Below are 17200 nucleotides of genomic sequence, written 5' to 3'. Positions count from 1 at the left end.
TACCCATGAGCACTTCCGTCGTCCTCCCCGCTCTCGGCGAGAGCGTCACCGAGGGAACGGTCACCCGCTGGCTCAAGCAGGTCGGTGACACCGTCCAGGAGGACGAGGGTCTGCTGGAGATCTCGACCGACAAGGTCGACACCGAGATCCCCTCGCCCATCTCGGGCGTGATCGAGGAGATCCTGGTCCAAGAAGACGAGACGGTCGAGGTCGGCGCGGTCCTCGCGAAGATCGGTGACGGCTCGGGCGCCGCGTCGTCCGACGACGCCCCGCAGGCGGCTCCCGCCGAGCAGGAGTCCGCTCCCGCGGAAGAGGCCGCTCCCGCCGAGTCCGCCCCGGCCGCGCAGGCGGCTCCCGCCGAGCAGCCGGCTCCGGCCGCCGCCGGCGACTCGACCGAGGTGAAGCTCCCGGAGCTCGGTGAGAGCGTCACCGAGGGCACCGTCACCCGTTGGCTGAAAGCCGTCGGCGATGACGTCGCGGTCGACGAGCCCCTCCTCGAGATCTCGACCGACAAGGTCGACACCGAGATCCCTTCGCCGGTCGCCGGCACGCTGCAGGAGATCCTCGTGCAGGAGGACGAGACGGTCAACGTCGGTGCCGCTCTCGCGCGCATCGGCAGCGGTGCGGCCCCGGCCGCTCAGCCCGAGGCCCCGGCGCCCGCCGCCGAGGAGAAGCCGGTGGAACAGCCCGCGGCCGAGCAGAAGCCTGCCGAGCAGCCCGCCCCCGCCGCGGAAGAGAAGCCTGCGGCTCCCGCCCCCGCCGCCGAGAAGCCCGTCGAGCAGGCTCCCGCCGCGTCGTCGAACGACGACATCACCTACGTGACCCCGCTCGTGCGTCGCCTCGCTCAGCAGCAGGGCGTCGACCTGGCCTCGGTCAAGGGCAGCGGCGTCGGTGGACGCATTCGCAAGGAAGACGTTCTCAAGGCCGCCGAGGCCGCGAAGTCGGCTCCGGCGGCGGCTCCCGCCGCTGCGGCTCCCGTTGCTGCCGCCCCCGTCGAGGTCTCGCCTTTGCGCGGCACCACGCAGAAGATGTCGCGTCTGCGCAAGGTCATCGCCGAGCGCGCCGTCGCATCGATGCAGGCCACGGCCCAGCTGACCACTGTCGTCGAGGTCGACGTGACGAAGCTCGCCGCCCTGCGCGATCGCATGAAGGGCGAGTTCCAGCAGAAGACGGGCGACAAGCTCTCGTTCCTGCCGTTCTTCGCCATCGCGGCCATCGAAGGCCTCAAGGCCTACCCGATCATCAACTCCACGGTCGAGGGCGACGAGATCGTCTACCCGGCCCACGAGAACGTCTCGATCGCCGTCGACACCGAGCGCGGCCTGCTGACGCCGGTGGTCAAGGACGCCGGTGACAAGAACATCGCCCAGCTCGCGCGCGAGATCGCTGACCTCGCTGCCCGCACGCGTGACAACAAGCTGAAGCCCGACGAGCTCGCCGGTGGCACCTTCACGCTGACCAACACCGGTTCGCGCGGCGCGCTCTTCGACACGCCCATCGTGTTCCTGCCCCAGTCGGCGATCCTCGGCCTCGGCGCCGTGGTGAAAAAGCCGGGGATCGTGTCGGTCGACGGAAAGGACGCCATCGCGGTGCGCTCGTACGTGTACCTTGCACTGTCGTACGATCACCGCATCATCGATGGCGCCGACGCGGCCCGTTTCCTCGGGACGGTCAAGGCTCGCCTCGAGGCGGCGCAGTTCGAGGGCGACCTCGGGATCTGATCCCGCCGAGCACCAGCTCATGATGGCTGGTCCGCGACCGTTCTGGCGGCGCGGACCAGCCATCTCTCGTTCTGCCGCACGAGAGTGACGTACTGCGTCGATCCTGCGGCGTCGACGCGTACGACGGTCACTCCCCCGAAGTCGTCGACCACCTCGATCTCCCCCGCGGCGGCATCCGCGAGGAGAGGCTCCCGCGGGAACACCGAATTCTCCTCGTAGGACGACGCGCAGGCCTCGTCGTCGCGGCATCCGGCGATGTCCGTGAAGAGCCTCCGCGCGATCTCTTCGACGTCATCGGAGAGCGGGCGTCTTTCATCCACCGGCGGCGGGTCCGACAGCCACGGCGTGGAGAAGGTCGGTGCGGGATCCATCAGCACCTGTTCGGATGCGGTCGGCTCCGAGTTGTGCTCGGCCGGAATGAGAGAAAAACCGATGACCGCTATCACGGCGAGGCCCCCTCCGACGGTCGCGAGTCGAAGCATCCGTGACGTGCGCCAACGCTCGCGGATCCCCCCGAGAGCGCTGCGCGTCGCGTCGGCCAGATCGGCGTCGACCAACTCGAGCACACGCGCCATCGCACCTTCGCGCTCGGCTGAAGGCGCTGCGGCTTCGACGGACGGGATGAGCGGGCCGAGGACGAGAGGCAGAGGCGCCGCGTGCGAGAAGAGGCGTCTTTCGACGGCATCCCAATCCCGGGGAGGGCGGGTCAGGACGCTCTCTCGTGCCCGACCGAGGATGTCGCGGGTGGGCGGGTCTGCTGCGATCTCGGCGAGGTGCGCGAGGCTCTCCGCCGTCGCGGCGACGCCGTCCGGTCCGCCCGGGTCGTCCACGGCCACGGGGCAGCCGGTCGCCGTCAGCCACCACGTCGTTCCCTCTCGAGCGGCGGCTGCCCCGCGGCATCCGCGAAGGAGGCCGACGGCGGCGGTCACCGCCTCCCCCGCGGTGAGGGGGACCGTGCTGCGCGCGCGACGCCGCAGGTACGTATCGAAGGGTTCGGCGAGAACGGATGCCGTGGAGCTGCTCATCCCGCGATGGTGGCGGAACCGCTCCGACCGCGTGTCGAGAAAAGTCGGAAGCGGGGACCATTCGGCGGAACCGTCCGCTGGGGAGGAAGGTCTCGCGGCAAAGATAGAATCGTTCTCATGGCCGCTCGCACCACCACGCCCGAGAAGCGTCCGGGCTTCTTCTCGCAGCTGAAAACCCTGTACACCTTCACGCAGAAGGAGTACCGGTGGCTGCCGTTCCTGCTCGCCGGCATCGTGTTGGTGGGCATCGCCCTCGGCGTGCTCGTCGGCTTCCTCATCCCGCCGCTCGCCGCATGGAGCGTCATCCTCTGGGGTGTGACGGGTCTGCTGGCCGGCATCCTGGCGTCGATGATCACCATGACGCGTCTCTCGACGACGGCCATGTACAAGAAGATCGACGGCATGCCCGGCGCGACCGGGCACGTGCTGTCGTCTTCTCTCGGTCGTAACTGGCAGGCCTCGGAGGCGCCGATCGGCGTCAACCCCCGCACGCAGGAGGCCGTCTACCGCGCCATCGGCCGCGGTGGCGTCGTGCTCATCGGCGAGGGCAACCGAAGCCGACTGACGCGTCTCGTCGGCGAGGAGCGTTCCCGTGTGACGCGTGTCGCGGCCGGCGTCCCCGTCACCGTGCTCTACGTCGGTCACGGCGACGACGAGGTGCCGATCGCCAAGCTGGCCTCGACCATCAAGGCGCTGCCGAAGAAGGTCGACCGCTCGACGATGGCTGCCGTCATCAAGCGTGTGTCGTCGGTGTCGCAGGGCCTGTCGTCGCTGCCGATTCCGAAGGGTGTCGACCCGACCAAGATGCGCTCACCGCGCCCCCGTTGATTCGATGAGAAAGGCCCCCGCCGCGGCGGGGGCCTTTCTCATCGGTGCTGTCGGGTTCAGGTGCGGACGAGAACCGTGCCGACCACTTTGTCGTGCAGGCCACGCTGATCGGCGTCCCAGACGACCGCGGGGATGATCACGGCCAGCAGTACGGTACGGACGATCGGGCGCCAGACGCCCACCCAGCCCCCGGATGCCAGCTCGAGCCGCATCCCCATGATCCGGTGCCCCGGGCTTCCGCCCAAGAGCGGGATGAACAGGATCTGCACGGCGAAGAAGATGAGGTTCGTCGCGATCGGGTTGGCGAACGGAACACCCGTCACAGGGTCGGGGGCGGAGAAGAACGCGTATCCGATCAGACCGGCGCTCGCGACGTCGATCAACAGCGCCGCGATCCGGCGCCCCGGCCGGGCGATGGAGCCGCGACCCTCGCGGGGAAGGCCGAGCCGCTGGCCCGGATACTCGTTCTCGGCGGGGAGGCTCACGGTATCCAGCGTAATCGGGGCCCCGTAACATCCCCGAAACATGCGAGATATGACCGGGACACCGGTTCTGGGTAGGGTCGAGGAGGCTGGCCGAGGCCGGCATGATCCCGAATGTTCTACCTCTGGAGTCTTCATGTTCAAAGATTCGTCCGAGGTGCTCAAGTTCATCCAGGACGAGGACGTCAAGTTCCTCGACATCCGTTTCACGGATCTTCCTGGTGTGCAGCAGCACTTCAACATCCCCGCCTCGACCGTCGACGAGGAGTTCTTCACCGTCGGACAGCTGTTCGATGGCTCGTCGATCCGCGGGGTTCGCGAACATCCACGAGTCGGACATGCAGCTGATCCCCGACGTGACCACGGCGTACGTCGACCAGTTCCGCGAGGCCAAGACCCTCGTCATGATCTTCGACATCTACAACCCGCGCAACGGTGAGATCTACGGCAAGGACCCCCGCCAGGTCGCCAAGAAGGCCGAGAAGTACCTCGCCTCCACCGGCATCGCCGACACCGCGTTCTTCGCCCCCGAGGCCGAGTTCTACATCTTCGACGACGTGCGTTACGAGGTGAAGCAGAACTCGAGCTTCTACTCGGTCGACTCCGAGGAAGGCGCCTGGAACACCGGTCGCGAAGAAGAGGGCGGGAACCTCGCCAACAAGACCCCCTACAAGGGCGGCTACTTCCCCGTCTCCCCCGTCGACAAGACGGCGGATCTCCGCGACGACATCACCCTCAAGCTGATCGAGGCGGGCTTCGCCCTCGAGCGCTCGCACCACGAGGTCGGCACGGGTGGTCAGCAGGAGATCAACTACCGCTTCGACACGATGCTGCACGCGGCCGACGACATCCTGAAGTTCAAGTACATCGTCAAGAACACCTGCGAGCAGTGGGGCAAGGTTGCGACCTTCATGCCGAAGCCGCTCTTCGGTGACAACGGCTCGGGCATGCACACCCACCAGTCGCTGTGGAATGACGGCAAGCCGCTGTTCTACGACGAGACCGGCTACGGCGGGCTCTCCGACATCGCCCGCTGGTACATCGGTGGTCTGCTGGCGCACGCGCCCGCCGTCCTCGCCTTCACCAACCCGACCCTCAACAGCTACCACCGTCTGGTGAAGGGCTTCGAGGCGCCGGTCAACCTGGTGTACTCGGCCGGTAACCGCTCCGCCGCCATCCGCATCCCGATCACGGGCACCAACCCCAAGGCCAAGCGCATCGAGTTCCGCGCGCCCGACGCCTCGGGCAACCCGTACCTCGCGTTCGCGGCTCAGCTCATGGCCGGTATCGACGGCATCAAGAACCGCATCGAGCCGCACGAGCCCGTCGACAAGGACCTCTACGAGCTCCCCGCCGAAGAGGCCAAGAACATCCCGCAGGTTCCGAACTCGCTGCTCGACTCGCTCGAGGCTCTGCGCGCCGACCACGAGTTCCTGCTCGCCGGTGGCGTCTTCACGCAGGAGCTGATCGACACCTGGATCGAGTACAAGATCGAGAACGAGATCCAGCCGATCGCCCAGCGCCCGCACCCCTTCGAGTACGAGCTGTACTTCGGGGTCTGATCGCCCGATCATCCACGTCGACGCCCGTCCCCGCCGTTTCGCGGGGGCGGGCGTCTTCGTTGGTCCCCGCGATGCCGGTAACCACGGCATACGGTCTCAGTTCGCGCGCGCAGCGCGTTTCTGCTCTTGGAACACGCGGATCGCCTCGTAGCGCTCGGCGGAGCGGGCCTGACGCTTCGCCGCCTCGACCTCGCGCACCTTCGGCGGGGCGTTCGTCACGAGGTCGTCGAGCAGATGCCGGACGGATGCCGCGATCTCGTCCACGGCGCGATCGAAAACGTCCGTATTCGCCCGCGACGGCGACGTCGTCCCCACGATCTTGCGTACGAACTGCAGCGCTGCGTCGTGGCACTCGGCATCCGTCGCGGGGGGCGTGAAATTGTGCAGGGGAACGATGTTGCGGCACATGCCCGACAGGCTAGGCCGATCGACCGCTCACCGCGAGGGGCGCTGCGTTTCCTCGCGGGACATGTCGCGCCAGGCGCGGACCAGGCGCACGGTGAGAGCGGCGCCGTAGACGAGGCTGAGCACGGCGAACGGGCCGCCCACCCAGACCATGACCCCGGCGGGGATGTGCCTTCGGCCGGAGCCGAGCGCGTCGTCCCAGTCGATGCTGCCGGCGCTGAGGTCCGCGAGGATCGAGAGCACGTACGCGCCGAGGAGCGACCCGAACACGACTGCACCCAGGATCAGGAGCACCGCCCAGGTGCGTCCGCGCGCGCGTAACTGCCGATCCAGCTCGCGCGTCCAGCGGTCTCCGGCCCGGCTCACGGGGCCGGGATCTCGACGAGGCGAAACCAGCGCCCGGCCGGACGCAGGCGCGAGAGGGCGGGGAGGAAGTGCGGGTCGCTCACGTGTCCGTCGAAATCGACCATGGTGAGACCGCGATGGGCGAGGATCGTCATCGCGCGGCGGATGCACCCCTCGACCAGGTGCTCCCCTTCCGGCTCGTTGCGTGCGATCGTCTCGGCGACGATCAGCGCGGGGTCGGTGTCGCGGAAGGTGAGAGCGAGGGCTCGGATGCGGCCCGATTCGTCGACCGCGAGAGCCGAGGCCTCGACGTCCAGCTCGTCCCAGAGACCCTCGGCGAGAGAGGTTTCGAAGCCGGCTCGCACCGGACTCCAGGTTTCGTGCGTCCAGCGATAAAGCTCCGCGTACGCCGACTCGATGCGCGAGCTGTCGGCACCGGTGAGCGGTTGCACCCCGGGGTGGGTGCGCAGCTCCGTCAGTGTGTCGAGTCTCGCGCGCGCCGGCGGGACGGTCTGGACTGTGCGAGCGCCCAACGCATCGGCGAAGTGCATGCTCTCGTCGTCGACGTAGCCGCGTGCCATGAAGGGCAGGTCGCGCGAGCGCAGCGTCGACAGGTGCTGCGTCAGCGCGGTTCCGATGCCCCGTCGGCGTCGTTCGGGGTCCACGACAATCTCGAGCCAGAATCGATCCTCGTGCAGTCGCGAGAGCCAGATCGCTCCCGCGGCGACGATCTCGCCCCCGTCGATGACAACCGCTGATCGGGTCTCGTCGTCGCGCCAACGGTCGCGGGCAAGTGAGCGATCAGCCCACCATGAGGGAGAGACGGCGAGGTCATCGTCGGCCAGCGGTCGGAAGTGCACTCCCCCATCGAACCAGGTCACCGACTTCGCGGCATCCCTTCAGGTCAACCTCCGCCGCCATGTCGGAGGGGCACGCAAGGATGGGAGCATGCCCGAGTCTCCCTACGCCTCGCGTCCGTGGTCTGCCTCCTACGCCGAGGGTGTCCCCCTCGAGATCGATGAGCCCTCGCAAACGCTCCCCGAAATGCTGGCCGCGTCGGTCGCCCAGTTCGGCAAGAAGACCGCACTCGAATTCTTCGGCGCACCCACCACCTATCGCGAGCTCGGCGACCAGGTCGCCCGGGCTGCCGAGGGACTACGGCGCATCGGCGTGAGGGCCGGGGACCGCGTCGCTCTCGTGCTTCCGAACTCCCCGCAGCACGTCGTCGCCTTCTACGCTGCGCTCCGACTCGGTGCCATTGTCATCGAGCACAACCCGATCTACACCCCGCGCGAGCTCCGCCACCAGTTCGAGGACCACGGCGCGCGGTTCGCCATCGTCTGGGACAAGCTGGCCGACACGGTCGCGGAGTTCCCCGCCGACCTCGCGCTCGAGAAGATCGTCAGCGTCGACATCACGGCCGCGCTCCCGCTCGCCAAGCGCCTGGCGCTGCGTCTGCCCATCGCGAAGGCGAAGGCCGCGCGTGAGCAGCTCACGAGCACCCCGCGCTCGAAGCGGCCGCTCGCGTGGGAGAAGCTGCTGACGCACGGCACGCTCTCGCGTAAGCACGCGGGGCCGGTTCTCGACGACATCGCACTGTTGCAATACACCAGCGGCACCACAGGTACGCCTAAGGGTGCGGTCCTCACGCACTCCAACCTCCGCGCGAACGCGATGCAGGGTCGCGCGTGGGTACCCGGCCTGCGCGACGGTGAAGAGACGTTCTACGGTGTGCTCCCGCTCTTCCACGCCTACGGACTCACGCTCTGCCTCACGTTCGCGATGAGCATCGGCGCGAAACTCGTGCTGTTTCCCAAGTACGACCTCGACCTGGTGTCGGCGGCGGCGAAGAAGAGTCCGCCGACGTTCCTTCCGGCGGTTCCCCCCATCTACGATCAGCTCGCGCGCGCGGCAGCGCGCGGCACCCTCGATCTGAGCAGCGTGCGGTTCGCGATCTCAGGCGCGATGAGTCTGCCTGTCGCCACCGTGGATCGCTGGGAGGCCGCCACCGGCGGGTTGCTCGTCGAGGGCTACGGCATGACGGAGTCCTCGCCCGTGGCCCTCGGCAACCCGATCGGACCGTCGCGTCGCCCCGGAACGGTGGGCGTGCCGTTCCCCAGCACCGACATCCGCGTCGTGGACCCCGAAGACCCCACGGTCGACCGACCGCAGGGCGAGGCCGGTGAGCTGCTGCTGCGCGGCCCCCAGGTCTTCCAGGGGTACTGGAACCGTCCGTCCGACACGGCGGCCACGCTGCTCGACGGCGGCTGGCTGCGGACGGGCGACATCGCCACGGTCTCGCCCGACGGATTCGTCACCATCGTCGACCGGCTCAAAGAGATCATCATCACCGGCGGCTTCAACGTCTCGCCGAGCGAGGTCGAAGACGTCCTCACCTCGCACCCCGACATCGCGGGAGCAGCCGTGGTCGCCCTTCCGAAGTCCAGCGGCCAAGAAGACGTCGCCGCGGCGATCGTGCTGCGCGAGGGCGTGCATGTCGAGCCCGACGCCATCCGTGACTTCTGCAAGGCGCGACTCGCGGCCTACAAGGTTCCGCGTCGAGTCGTCATCGTCGACGACCTTCCCCGCTCGCTCATCGGCAAGGTGCAGCGCCGTGAGGTCCGCGAACGCCTGATGTCCAAAGCATGAGAGGAAGGGATGCCGCGGTCTCGCGGCATCCCTTCCTTTGCAGCCGTCAGCCGTAGAAGAGCTTGTCGAAGACGCGGCGGGCGCGGCGGGTGGCGCCGAAGTAGTCCTCCTCGACCTGCGTCGCGGAGCGCGGCGCGTACTCGAGGATGCGGCCGATGCCGTCGAGTTTGGCGCGGTCCACGGGGAGGACGTTGCTCGTCTGCCCCGACAGCAGGGTGTTCGCGGAGCGCAGACGGCTCGCCAGGTGCCATGCCGCTGCGAGTTTGTCGGCCGCGTCGCTCTCGATGTGACCCGCATCGACGGCCGCTTCGAGTGCCTCGAGGGTAGACGTCGTGCGCATCGCGGGGGTCGCGCGAGCGTGCTGCAACTGCAGGAGTTGCACGAGCCATTCCACGTCGCTGATCGAGCCCGGGCCGAGCTTGAGGTGTCGCGCCGGGTCGGCGCCCTGCGGCAGACGTTCGTTCTCGACACGGGCTTTGATCCGGCGAATCTCGCGCAGGCCGTTCGGGTCGGCCGACTCGGGGTAGCGCACCTCGTCGGCGAGGTCGAGGAACGCCCCGATGAGTTTCACGCTGCCGGCCACGCCGCGGGCGCGCAGCAAAGCCTGCGCCTCCCACGACAGCGACCATCGCCGGTAGTACTCGGCGTACGCATCGAGAGAGCGGGCCAGGGGACCGCTACGCCCCTCGGGGCGCAGCTCGGCGTCCAGGTCGAGCGGCAGGCGGTGGTCTTCCGAATGCTCGCGCAGGCCCGCGACGAGCTTGAGCGCGAGTTGGCCCGCCCGCTGAGGGTCGACGCCGTTCGCGCGGTAGACGTACATGACGTCGGCATCGGAACCGAATCCGATCTCCCGGCCGCCGAAGCGTCCCATCGCGATGACCGCGAAGTCGAGGTCGTCGTCTTCGGGCGGCACGACGACCCGGCGCACGGCGCGCAGGGTGGCCTGGATCGTGACCTCGGTGATGGTGGTGAGAGCGTCGGAGAGTTCCTCCAGCGACACGGTGCCGAGCACCGCGGCCATCGCGACGCGCAGCATCTCGCGGCGGCGGAGGGCGCGCACCGAGCGCATCGCGTCGTCGATGTTCTGCCACCGCGTCTGGATCGCTCGCGCCTCTTCTTCGAGGGCCTTGCCCGAGCGGGGACGCAGCAGGGCGTCGTCGTCGAGCCAGGCGACCGACTCGGGGATCCACTCCATGAGTTCGCCGATGTACTTCGAGCCGGACAACACGCGTGTGAGGCTCTCGGCAGCGCCCGCCGAGTCGCGCAGCATGCGCAAGAACCACGGGGTGTTTCCGAGCCGCTCGCTGATGCGGCGGAAGACGAGCAGACCGTAGTCGGGGTCGACGCCGTCGGCGAACCAGCGGATCATGATCGGCATGAGGTGCCGCTGGATGGTGGCCTTGCGGCTGAGCCCGCTGGTCAGCGCCGCGATGTGGCGCAGCGCGCCGGCCGGGTCGCGGAAGCCGATCGCGGCGAGCCGGTCGCGCGCCTGCTCGGTCGAGAGCGTCCGTTCCCCCTCGGGGAGGGCGGCGACGGCCGAGAGCAGGGGCCGGTAGAACAGGCGCACGTGGATGTCGCGCACCTCGCGTTTGATGCCCTCCCACACCGCCTGCACTCCGGATGCCGAGTCGGCCAGGCGGGACGCTCGTGCGAGCACCCGGAGATCGTCGTCCTTCTCGGGCAGCAGGGCCGTCCGGCGCAGACCGCGGAGCTGAAGGCGGTGCTCGAGCAGCCGCAGCAGACGATAGTCGCGACCGAAGGCCTCAGCCTCGGCGCGACCGATGTAGCCCTCGGCCACGAGAGCGTCGAGCGCCTCCAGCGTGCCGCGCTGGCGGATGCGCTCGTCGGTGAGACCGTGCACGAGCTGCAGCAGCTGCACGGTGAACTCGACGTCGCGGATACCGCCGGGGCCGAGCTTGAGCTGACGGTTGACCTCGGCTGCGGGAATGTGGTCGGTCACGCGCTCGCGCATGCGCTGCACGCCCTCGACGAAGTTCTCGCGCGCGGCGCTGTGCCAGACGAGCGGTTGGACCGCCGCGACGTACTCAGCGCCGAGCGTCGCGTCCCCCGCGATGGCCCGGGCCTTCAGCAGCGCCTGGAACTCCCAGCTCTTGGCCCACCGGGCGTAGTACTGCTCGTGCGAGGCGAGGCTGCGCACCAGCGCGCCCTGCTTGCCCTCGGGGCGCAGATTCGGGTCGACCTCCCACAGGGGTGGCTCGATCTCGGGTCCCGAGATGCCGCGCATCGTCTGAACGGCGAGGCGGGTACCGATATCGATCGCCCTCGCCTCGGAGACCACGTCTTCGTCGGCGGATCCGCCGACGAAGATCACGTCGACGTCGCTGACGTAGTTCAGCTCGCGTGCGCCGGTCTTGCCCATTGCGATGATGGCGAACCGGGTCGCCTCCACCTGTTCGCGCGGAAAGGACCCCGGCCCGGCACCGGACACCCGCGCCCGAGCCACGCTCAGCGCGGCTTCGAGGGCGGCTCCCGCCAGATCGGCGAGCGAGGAGGAAACGACGGGGATCGCCCCCGCCGGGTCATCCTGGCCGAGGTCGTACGCCGCGATCCGGGCCAGCAAGCGGCGATAGCGCACGCGCAATGCGACCCACGCGGCATCCGAGGAATCGGACGCGAAACCCTCGACATCGCCGACGGATGCCAGGAGCTCGGCCCTCATGGTGGGCTCGTCCGGCAGCGTCAGACCGGCACCCGACAGGTGGGCGAGCTCGTCGGGGTGGCGGAGGTAGAACTCGGCGAACCCGTCGGAGGCGCCGGCCAGATCCCACAGGGCCCGCCACGCGCCGGCGTCGGCGGCCGTCGTGCGAACCGCCTCACGATCGCGGCGGGCGACCTGCAGGATCGACAGGAGGGCACGGTCGGGATCCGCCACGCGCTGCGCGAGCTGCATGGCATCCGCCCGTCCGACCCCCACCGACTCCTCGAGCTCGCCGAGCAGGGAGTCTGCTTCGGCGAGCCGCGAGAAGCCGGTGCGAGCCAGGGCGGTGAGCGCGGTGGAGCGATCGCCCGAGGTCATGGAACGACCGTCAGAGTGCTTCGAGGTTGCTCGCGAGCTCGAACGGCGTCACCTGGGCGCGGTACTGCTGCCACTCGCGACGCTTGTTGAGCAGCACGTACTTGAAGACCGTCTCGCCCAGCGTCTCGGCGACGAGCTCCGACTCCTCGAGGTACTCGAGGGCGTGGTCGAGGCTCGCGGGAAGCGGCGCATAGCCGAGGGCACGGCGCTCGGTGTCGCTGAGCGACCACACGTTGTCCTCCGCCTCGGCGGGGAGCTCGTACTCCTGCTCGATGCCCTTGAGTCCGGCCGCGAGCATGAGCGCGTACGACAGGTAGGGGTTCGCGGCGGAGTCGAGGGCGCGGTATTCGACGCGGGTCGACTGGCCCTTGTTGGGCTTGTACAGCGGCACGCGCACGAGAGCGGAGCGGTTGTTGTGGCCCCAGCAGATGAAGCTCGGTGCCTCGTCGCCGCCCCACAGACGCTTGTACGAGTTGACGAACTGGTTCGTCACGGCCGAGATCTCGTTCGCGTGGCGGAGCAGGCCCGCGATGAAGTGGCGACCGACCTTCGAGAGCTGGTACTGCCCGCCCTCTTCGTAGAAGGCGTTCATGTCACCCTCGAAGAGCGACAGGTGCGTGTGCATACCGCTGCCGGGCTGGCCGCTGATGGGCTTGGGCATGAAGGTGGCGTACACGCCCTGCTCGATCGCGACCTCCTTCACCACCGTGCGGAAGGTCATGATGTTGTCGGCCGTGGTGAGCGCGTCGGCATACCGCAGGTCGATCTCGTTCTGGCCGGGACCGCCCTCGTGGTGGCTGAACTCAACCGAGATACCGAGGTCTTCGAGCATGCGCACCGAACGGCGGCGGAAGTCGTGCGCCGTGCCGCCAGGGACGTTGTCGAAGTATCCGGCCGAGTCGACGGGCTGCGGGCGTCCGTCCGCGCCGAGCTGCGACGACTTCAGCAGGTAGAACTCGATCTCGGGGTGCGTATAGAACGTGAACCCGGCGTCGGCCGCCTTCGCGAGCGTTCGCTTGAGCACGTGCCGGGGGTCGGCGACGGCGGGCTGGCCGTCGGGCGTCGTGATGTCGCAGAACATGCGCGCCGTCGGGTCGATCTCTCCGCGCCACGGCAGGATCTGGAAGGTCGTGGGATCGGGGTGCGCCAGCAGGTCCGACTCGTAGGAGCGCGTTAGCCCCTCGATCGCCGAGCCGTCGAAGCCGAGCCCCTCGGTGAAGGCGCCCTCGACCTCAGCCGGGGCGATCGCCACCGACTTCAGCGTGCCGACCACGTCGGTGAACCAGAGGCGGACGAACTTGACGCCCCGCTCCTCGATCGTGCGCAAGACGAAATCGCGCTGCTTGTCCATCGTCATCCCTCGTTTCGGTGGGCGTTCAGCGGGCGGAGCCGGAGCCCCAGTCGTCGCGGGCGTCTTCTTCGGCCCACTGCTTCGACCGCTCCTTCATGAGCTGCGGCGCGTTGGCCGCTTCTTCGGCGGTGTCGAAGGGACCGGCGCGATCCACCGCGGGCGACTCGTACCCCTGCTCGACCTTGCCGGTCTCGAGGTTGTACCAGTACTTCTTGTCTTCGTCGCTCACGATCGCTCCTCACGTGGATCTCGCGTCTCGGCGCGAACCGCCGGTGCTCCCCCGATCCTACTGATCCCGACCGTGCGGCTGGATAGGCTGAGGGGTATGGCAACGAATGCGTCTCGTGCGGTCGGAGTGGACATCGGCGGAACCGGCATCAAAGCCGGAATCGTGGATCTGGATGCCGGGGAGCTCGTCAGCGACCGCGTCAAGGTCGCAACCCCCGCGGGCGCGGAGCCTGCCGACGTGCTGGCGGCCGTGCACCAGGTGCTCGAGACCCTCGAAGCTCCCGCGGATCTGCCGCTGGGCGTGGCTTTCCCGGCCATCGTGAAGGGCGGCCGCACCCTGTCGGCCGCGAACGTGTCGAAGTCGTGGATCGGCTTCGAGGCCGAGAAGTTCTTCGAGCACGGGCTCTCGCGCGACATCCACTTCGCCAACGACGCCGACGTCGCCGGCATCGCCGAGGTCCGCTACGGCGCGGCGAAGGGTGTCGACGGTCTCGTCATCCTCACGACGCTCGGCACCGGTATCGGGTCGGCCATGATCTACGACGGCGTGCTCGTGCCCAACAGCGAGCTGGGTCACCTGCAGCGCGCCGGCCACAAGAAAGACGCCGAGCACTTCGCGGCCTACTCCGCGATGGAGCGCGAAGAGCTGTCGTGGGAGAAGTGGGCGAAGCGTCTGCAGTGGTACTACGACTACGTCGAGTTCCTCTTCAGCCCCGACCTCATCGTCGTCGGCGGCGGGGTCTCGAAGCACTCCGAGAACTTCCTGCCGCTGCTGAAGCTCCGCGCGCCGATCGTGCCGGCGAAGCACCGCAACAACGCGGGCATCATCGGTGCGGCCTCGCTCGCCGTGCCGGTGCCCGAGGCCCTGCCGGCGGTCAAGTAGGTCCCGTCGGCGTCCGAAGACGGGTGCCGCCGGGGCGGCGCGGCACGGGAATGCATCCATGCCCCGTGTCGGCCGGATCAGGCTGCCTCGTCCACCCGGCGCACACTCACCGCGTTCCGCCACACGACGGGCGCCCAGTGCCCGCCCTCGCACGGCACCTCGAGCATGACGACGCGATCGTTCCCGCCGGTCGCCCACGCCGGTTCGCGTGTCGCGGCGCGGTTCGGCCAGGTCACCCATGCCCACACCGGGCGCTTCTGCGGATACCAGTCGATCGCCCGCGCCCCCCACGTCTCGGGTTGAAGCGTGCAGGGGGCGATGGATGCCAGCACCCGCGCGACCATCTCGTCGCTGACCCTCGTACCCATGCGCCGGACCCCTTTCCCGGCCGTGCTCGAGTGTAGAACATATGTACGACACTCGACATCGGTTCGACGAGCCGACGGTCTTGCGCTCGAGCTCGGCCTCGACGGCCCTCCGGCGCGCGTGTCCCTCGCGCGGCGTCTGTTCGGGCCAGGTCTGCGGTGACGCCGGTGAGAAGGGCGAGCCGGCGTGGAAAAGCGCGAATGGGCCGGCCTGTACGCCGGGTTCTGTCCGGGGGTCGAAACCCCGTGGACGGTCATCTCTCTCGGCGACACGTTGCCGTGCCGCTCCAGCGGCCTACCCGGGGACTCGGCGAGCCGCGTCGTCATCCCCTGTCTGGCCTTGCTCCGGACGAGGTTTACCTCGCGGGTCGTGTCACCACGACCCCGGTGGTCTCTTACACCACCCTTTCACCCTTACCCCGGTCCCGAAGGGCCGAGGCGGTCTGCTCTCTGTGGCACTGTCTCGCGGATTGCTCCGGGTGGGCGTTACCCACCGTCCTGCCCTGTGGAGCCCGGACGTTCCTCGGCACGGGCGAACCCGTGACGCGACCGTCCAGCCGACCCATTCGCGATCGCCAGTCTACCGGCGCGGCCCCGACCGCTCAGCCCTTCTCCGCCGTCTCGCCGATGCGAAGGTCGAGCGGGAAGTCGATGGGAAAGGTTCCGAACAGCAGGCGTCCCGCCGACGCGGCCGACTCGCGCACCGCCTCAGCCACGGCTTCGGCCTGCTCGAGCGGTGTGTGCACGACGATCTCGTCGTGCAGGAAGAACGCCAGGTGCGCAGAGCGCGCGAACACCGGGCCCGACGCAGGCGCTGCGTGGGCGGCATCCACCGGGGGAAGCTTCGCGAGACGGGAGCGGAGATCGGCCAGCCACGCCAGCGCCCACTCGGCCGCCGTGCCCTGCACGACGAAGTTGCGCGTGAATCTTCCCCGGTCTCGGGCGGAGCGACGCGCGCGTGTCTCGTCGATTCCGGATGCCGCTGCGTCGCTCGCCCGCGACTGCAGGCCGCGCCACGATTCGCCGGCTGCGGGTGAGGTTCGTCCGAGCCAGGTGCGGACCAGTCCGCCGTCCTCCCCCGTGCGTGCGGCGTCGTCGACGAGCTGCATGGCCCGGGGGAAGGTGCGGCGAAGGCGCGGCAGGAGTCGACCGCTCTCCCCTGTCGTAGCGCCGTACATGGCGCCCAGCATCGCGAGCTTCGCCTCGTCGCGGCTGGCGACGGCGCCTCGCTCGACGATGCCGGCGTACAGATCGCGACCGGCTGCCGCCTCGGCCAGGGCCGTGTCGCGCGCCATCGCGGCGAGGACGCGCGGTTCGAGCTGGGCGACGTCCGCGGTGACGAGTGTCCATCCCGGGTCGGCACGCACCGCGGTGCGGAGATTGCGCGGGATCTGCAACGCTCCCCCGCCCGATGATGCCCAGCGGCCCGTCACGACGCCCGCGGGAACGTAGACGGGTCGGAAGCGTCCGTCGCTGACCCACTCGTTGAGCCACGCCCAGCCGTTCGCGGTGTAGAGCCGCATGAGCTTCTTGTAGGCGACGAGCGGGGCGACGACCGGGTGGTCGTGCTCTGCCAGCTCCCACTGACTCGTGGATTGGACGAGGAGTCCCGCGCGGTGCAGCGACCGCAGCAGCCGCGGCTGTGAGTCGAGCGAGGCCGCGGGATCGCCGAGGGCCGCGCGCACGGCCGCTGCCGTCTCCTCGACGGTTTGCGGAAGCCCGCCGCCTCGCCGCGGGCCGAGCTCGCTCTCAAGCAACTTCTCGTGCGCTGCGGTGCTCCACGGCACGCCCGCCGCGTGCAGTTCGACGGCGATGAGGGCCCCGGCCGACTCTGCGGCGCAGAGCAGGCGCAGCGCCCCGGGACTCGTCGACGATGCGATGGCCGCTCCCTGCCGCCGGTACTCGGCGAGGGCCGCGTCTGCGCTCTCGGGAACCCCGGATGCCGACTCCCCGAGATCGAAGAGGGTGTCGCCGGCTGCGGGGGCCCGAGGTGGTGGCATCCCAGGTCGTGGCCGCCCGCAGGTCGTGGTCGTCGACGACCGCGGAGGCGTCGCGGAGGATGGCGTGGACCAGACGCAGGTCCCAAGCCCGCGCCACCCGCACGCCGGCCGCCAGGAGTCGGGCGTACAGCGCGGCGGAATCGGCCCATACCCAGCGGATCTCACCCGCTGCTTCGCGCGTCGAGACGACGGAGGCCAGCTCGTTTGCGGCGATCTCGATCGTGCGCGTCGGTGAGCCCTCTGAATCCAGATCGATCAGGGCGATCCGCCCGGCGGATGTGGAGCCGACGACGACCGTGTCAGACGGCACGGCCGTCTC

13 protein-coding genes, 1 other RNA gene and 2 pseudogenes are annotated in these 17200 nt (G+C 69.1%); 5 read left to right on the top strand and 11 right to left on the bottom strand.

The annotated features are described in order from the left end of the window. Window positions 1-5: 5 nt before the first annotated feature. Window positions 6-1721, top strand: a complete 1716-nt coding sequence (gene sucB / locus QE454_RS13850; RefSeq protein WP_307460506.1) for a 2-oxoglutarate dehydrogenase, E2 component, dihydrolipoamide succinyltransferase — start codon at window positions 6-8, stop codon at window positions 1719-1721. A 17-nt stretch (window positions 1722-1738) separates the two neighbouring features. On the opposite strand, the gene QE454_RS13845 is transcribed toward sucB, so the two are convergent. Beyond that, window positions 1739-2746 (bottom strand): hypothetical protein, encoded by a 1008-nt coding sequence (locus QE454_RS13845; RefSeq protein ID WP_307460508.1) that lies wholly within the window; start codon window positions 2744-2746, stop codon window positions 1739-1741. A 117-nt stretch (window positions 2747-2863) separates the two neighbouring features. Between QE454_RS13845 and QE454_RS13840 the strand changes: the two genes are divergently transcribed. Continuing rightward, complete coding sequence (locus QE454_RS13840) at window positions 2864-3574, top strand: DUF4191 domain-containing protein (RefSeq protein ID WP_210075018.1); 711 nt, start codon at window positions 2864-2866, stop codon at window positions 3572-3574. A 56-nt stretch (window positions 3575-3630) separates the two neighbouring features. On the opposite strand, the gene QE454_RS13835 is transcribed toward QE454_RS13840, so the two are convergent. Beyond that, window positions 3631-4059: an RDD family protein gene (locus QE454_RS13835; RefSeq protein ID WP_307460511.1), complete on the bottom strand. Its 429-nt coding sequence runs from the start codon at window positions 4057-4059 to the stop codon at window positions 3631-3633. 133 nt (window positions 4060-4192) lie between these two features. On the opposite strand from QE454_RS13835, the pseudogene glnA (QE454_RS13830) reads away from it, so the two are divergent. Beyond that, a pseudogene (gene glnA, locus QE454_RS13830) lies at window positions 4193-5618 on the top strand (type I glutamate--ammonia ligase). A gap of 96 nt (window positions 5619-5714) precedes the next feature. Here glnA (QE454_RS13830) and QE454_RS13825 read toward each other — a convergent pair. The 3 genes from QE454_RS13825 to QE454_RS13815 are packed head-to-tail and all read right to left on the bottom strand — an operon-like array spanning window position 5715 to window position 7249. Next, entirely contained in the window at window positions 5715-6026 is a 312-nt protein-coding gene (locus QE454_RS13825) for a DUF2277 domain-containing protein (RefSeq protein WP_307460513.1), read from the bottom strand. 27 nt (window positions 6027-6053) lie between these two features. Next, window positions 6054-6389, bottom strand: a complete 336-nt coding sequence (locus QE454_RS13820) for a hypothetical protein (protein WP_210075012.1) — start codon at window positions 6387-6389, stop codon at window positions 6054-6056. Further along, on the bottom strand, window positions 6386-7249 hold the full coding sequence (locus QE454_RS13815) for a GNAT family N-acetyltransferase (RefSeq protein WP_307460516.1): 864 nt from the start codon (window positions 7247-7249) through the stop codon (window positions 6386-6388). The genes QE454_RS13820 and QE454_RS13815 overlap by 4 nt, the downstream gene beginning before the upstream one ends. A gap of 67 nt (window positions 7250-7316) precedes the next feature. Here QE454_RS13815 and QE454_RS13810 point away from each other — a divergent pair, with 67 nt between their 5' ends. Next, complete coding sequence (locus QE454_RS13810) at window positions 7317-9017, top strand: long-chain-fatty-acid--CoA ligase (RefSeq protein ID WP_307460518.1); 1701 nt, start codon at window positions 7317-7319, stop codon at window positions 9015-9017. Window positions 9018-9063: 46 nt separating this feature from the next. Here QE454_RS13810 and QE454_RS13805 read toward each other — a convergent pair whose 3' ends face one another. The 3 genes from QE454_RS13805 to QE454_RS13795 are packed head-to-tail and all read right to left on the bottom strand — an operon-like array spanning window position 9064 to window position 13634. Next, window positions 9064-12054, bottom strand: coding sequence for a bifunctional [glutamine synthetase] adenylyltransferase/[glutamine synthetase]-adenylyl-L-tyrosine phosphorylase (locus tag QE454_RS13805; protein WP_307460520.1), 2991 nt, complete (start codon window positions 12052-12054; stop codon window positions 9064-9066). 10 nt (window positions 12055-12064) lie between these two features. Then, window positions 12065-13405 (bottom strand): type I glutamate--ammonia ligase, encoded by a 1341-nt coding sequence (gene glnA / locus QE454_RS13800; RefSeq protein WP_210075378.1) that lies wholly within the window; start codon window positions 13403-13405, stop codon window positions 12065-12067. Window positions 13406-13430: 25 nt separating this feature from the next. Next, complete coding sequence (locus QE454_RS13795; RefSeq protein ID WP_210075006.1) at window positions 13431-13634, bottom strand: SPOR domain-containing protein; 204 nt, start codon at window positions 13632-13634, stop codon at window positions 13431-13433. 96 nt (window positions 13635-13730) lie between these two features. Here QE454_RS13795 and ppgK point away from each other — a divergent pair, with 96 nt between their 5' ends. After that, complete coding sequence (gene ppgK / locus QE454_RS13790) at window positions 13731-14516, top strand: polyphosphate--glucose phosphotransferase (protein WP_210075004.1); 786 nt, start codon at window positions 13731-13733, stop codon at window positions 14514-14516. Window positions 14517-14593: 77 nt separating this feature from the next. Here the strand turns inward: ppgK and QE454_RS13785 are convergent, their stop codons facing one another. The 3 genes and pseudogenes from QE454_RS13785 to QE454_RS13775 all read right to left on the bottom strand — a co-directional run bounded on the left by QE454_RS13785 (window position 14594) and on the right by QE454_RS13775 (window position 17191). Further along, complete coding sequence (locus tag QE454_RS13785) at window positions 14594-14884, bottom strand: hypothetical protein (RefSeq protein ID WP_210075002.1); 291 nt, start codon at window positions 14882-14884, stop codon at window positions 14594-14596. A 195-nt stretch (window positions 14885-15079) separates the two neighbouring features. Next, window positions 15080-15446, bottom strand: an RNA gene (rnpB, locus tag QE454_RS13780) — RNase P RNA component class A. A gap of 37 nt (window positions 15447-15483) precedes the next feature. After that, a pseudogene (locus QE454_RS13775) lies at window positions 15484-17191 on the bottom strand (bifunctional 3'-5' exonuclease/DNA polymerase). Between the last annotated feature and the right edge of the window lie 9 nt (window positions 17192-17200).

This window comes from Microbacterium sp. SORGH_AS_0454 (genome assembly GCF_031453395.1).
In the GTDB taxonomy this organism is placed as follows: Bacteria; Actinomycetota; Actinomycetes; order Actinomycetales; family Microbacteriaceae; genus Microbacterium.
Note: the sequence above shows the minus strand (reverse complement) of the source record. Positions and strands in the feature narration are given on the sequence as shown.

Coding starts and splice junctions, on each gene's coding strand:
- QE454_RS13805 (WP_307460520.1), bottom strand. CDS start 12,054: ATGACCTCGGGCGATCGCTCCACCGCGCTCACCGCCCTGGCTCGCACC.
- QE454_RS13825 (WP_307460513.1), bottom strand. CDS start 6,026: ATGTGCCGCAACATCGTTCCCCTGCACAATTTCACGCCCCCCGCGACG.
- sucB (WP_307460506.1), top strand. CDS start 6: ATGAGCACTTCCGTCGTCCTCCCCGCTCTCGGCGAGAGCGTCACCGAG.
- QE454_RS13845 (WP_307460508.1), bottom strand. CDS start 2,746: ATGAGCAGCTCCACGGCATCCGTTCTCGCCGAACCCTTCGATACGTAC.
- QE454_RS13785 (WP_210075002.1), bottom strand. CDS start 14,884: ATGGGTACGAGGGTCAGCGACGAGATGGTCGCGCGGGTGCTGGCATCC.
- QE454_RS13840 (WP_210075018.1), top strand. CDS start 2,864: ATGGCCGCTCGCACCACCACGCCCGAGAAGCGTCCGGGCTTCTTCTCG.
- ppgK (WP_210075004.1), top strand. CDS start 13,731: ATGGCAACGAATGCGTCTCGTGCGGTCGGAGTGGACATCGGCGGAACC.
- QE454_RS13810 (WP_307460518.1), top strand. CDS start 7,317: ATGCCCGAGTCTCCCTACGCCTCGCGTCCGTGGTCTGCCTCCTACGCC.
- glnA (WP_210075378.1), bottom strand. CDS start 13,405: ATGGACAAGCAGCGCGATTTCGTCTTGCGCACGATCGAGGAGCGGGGC.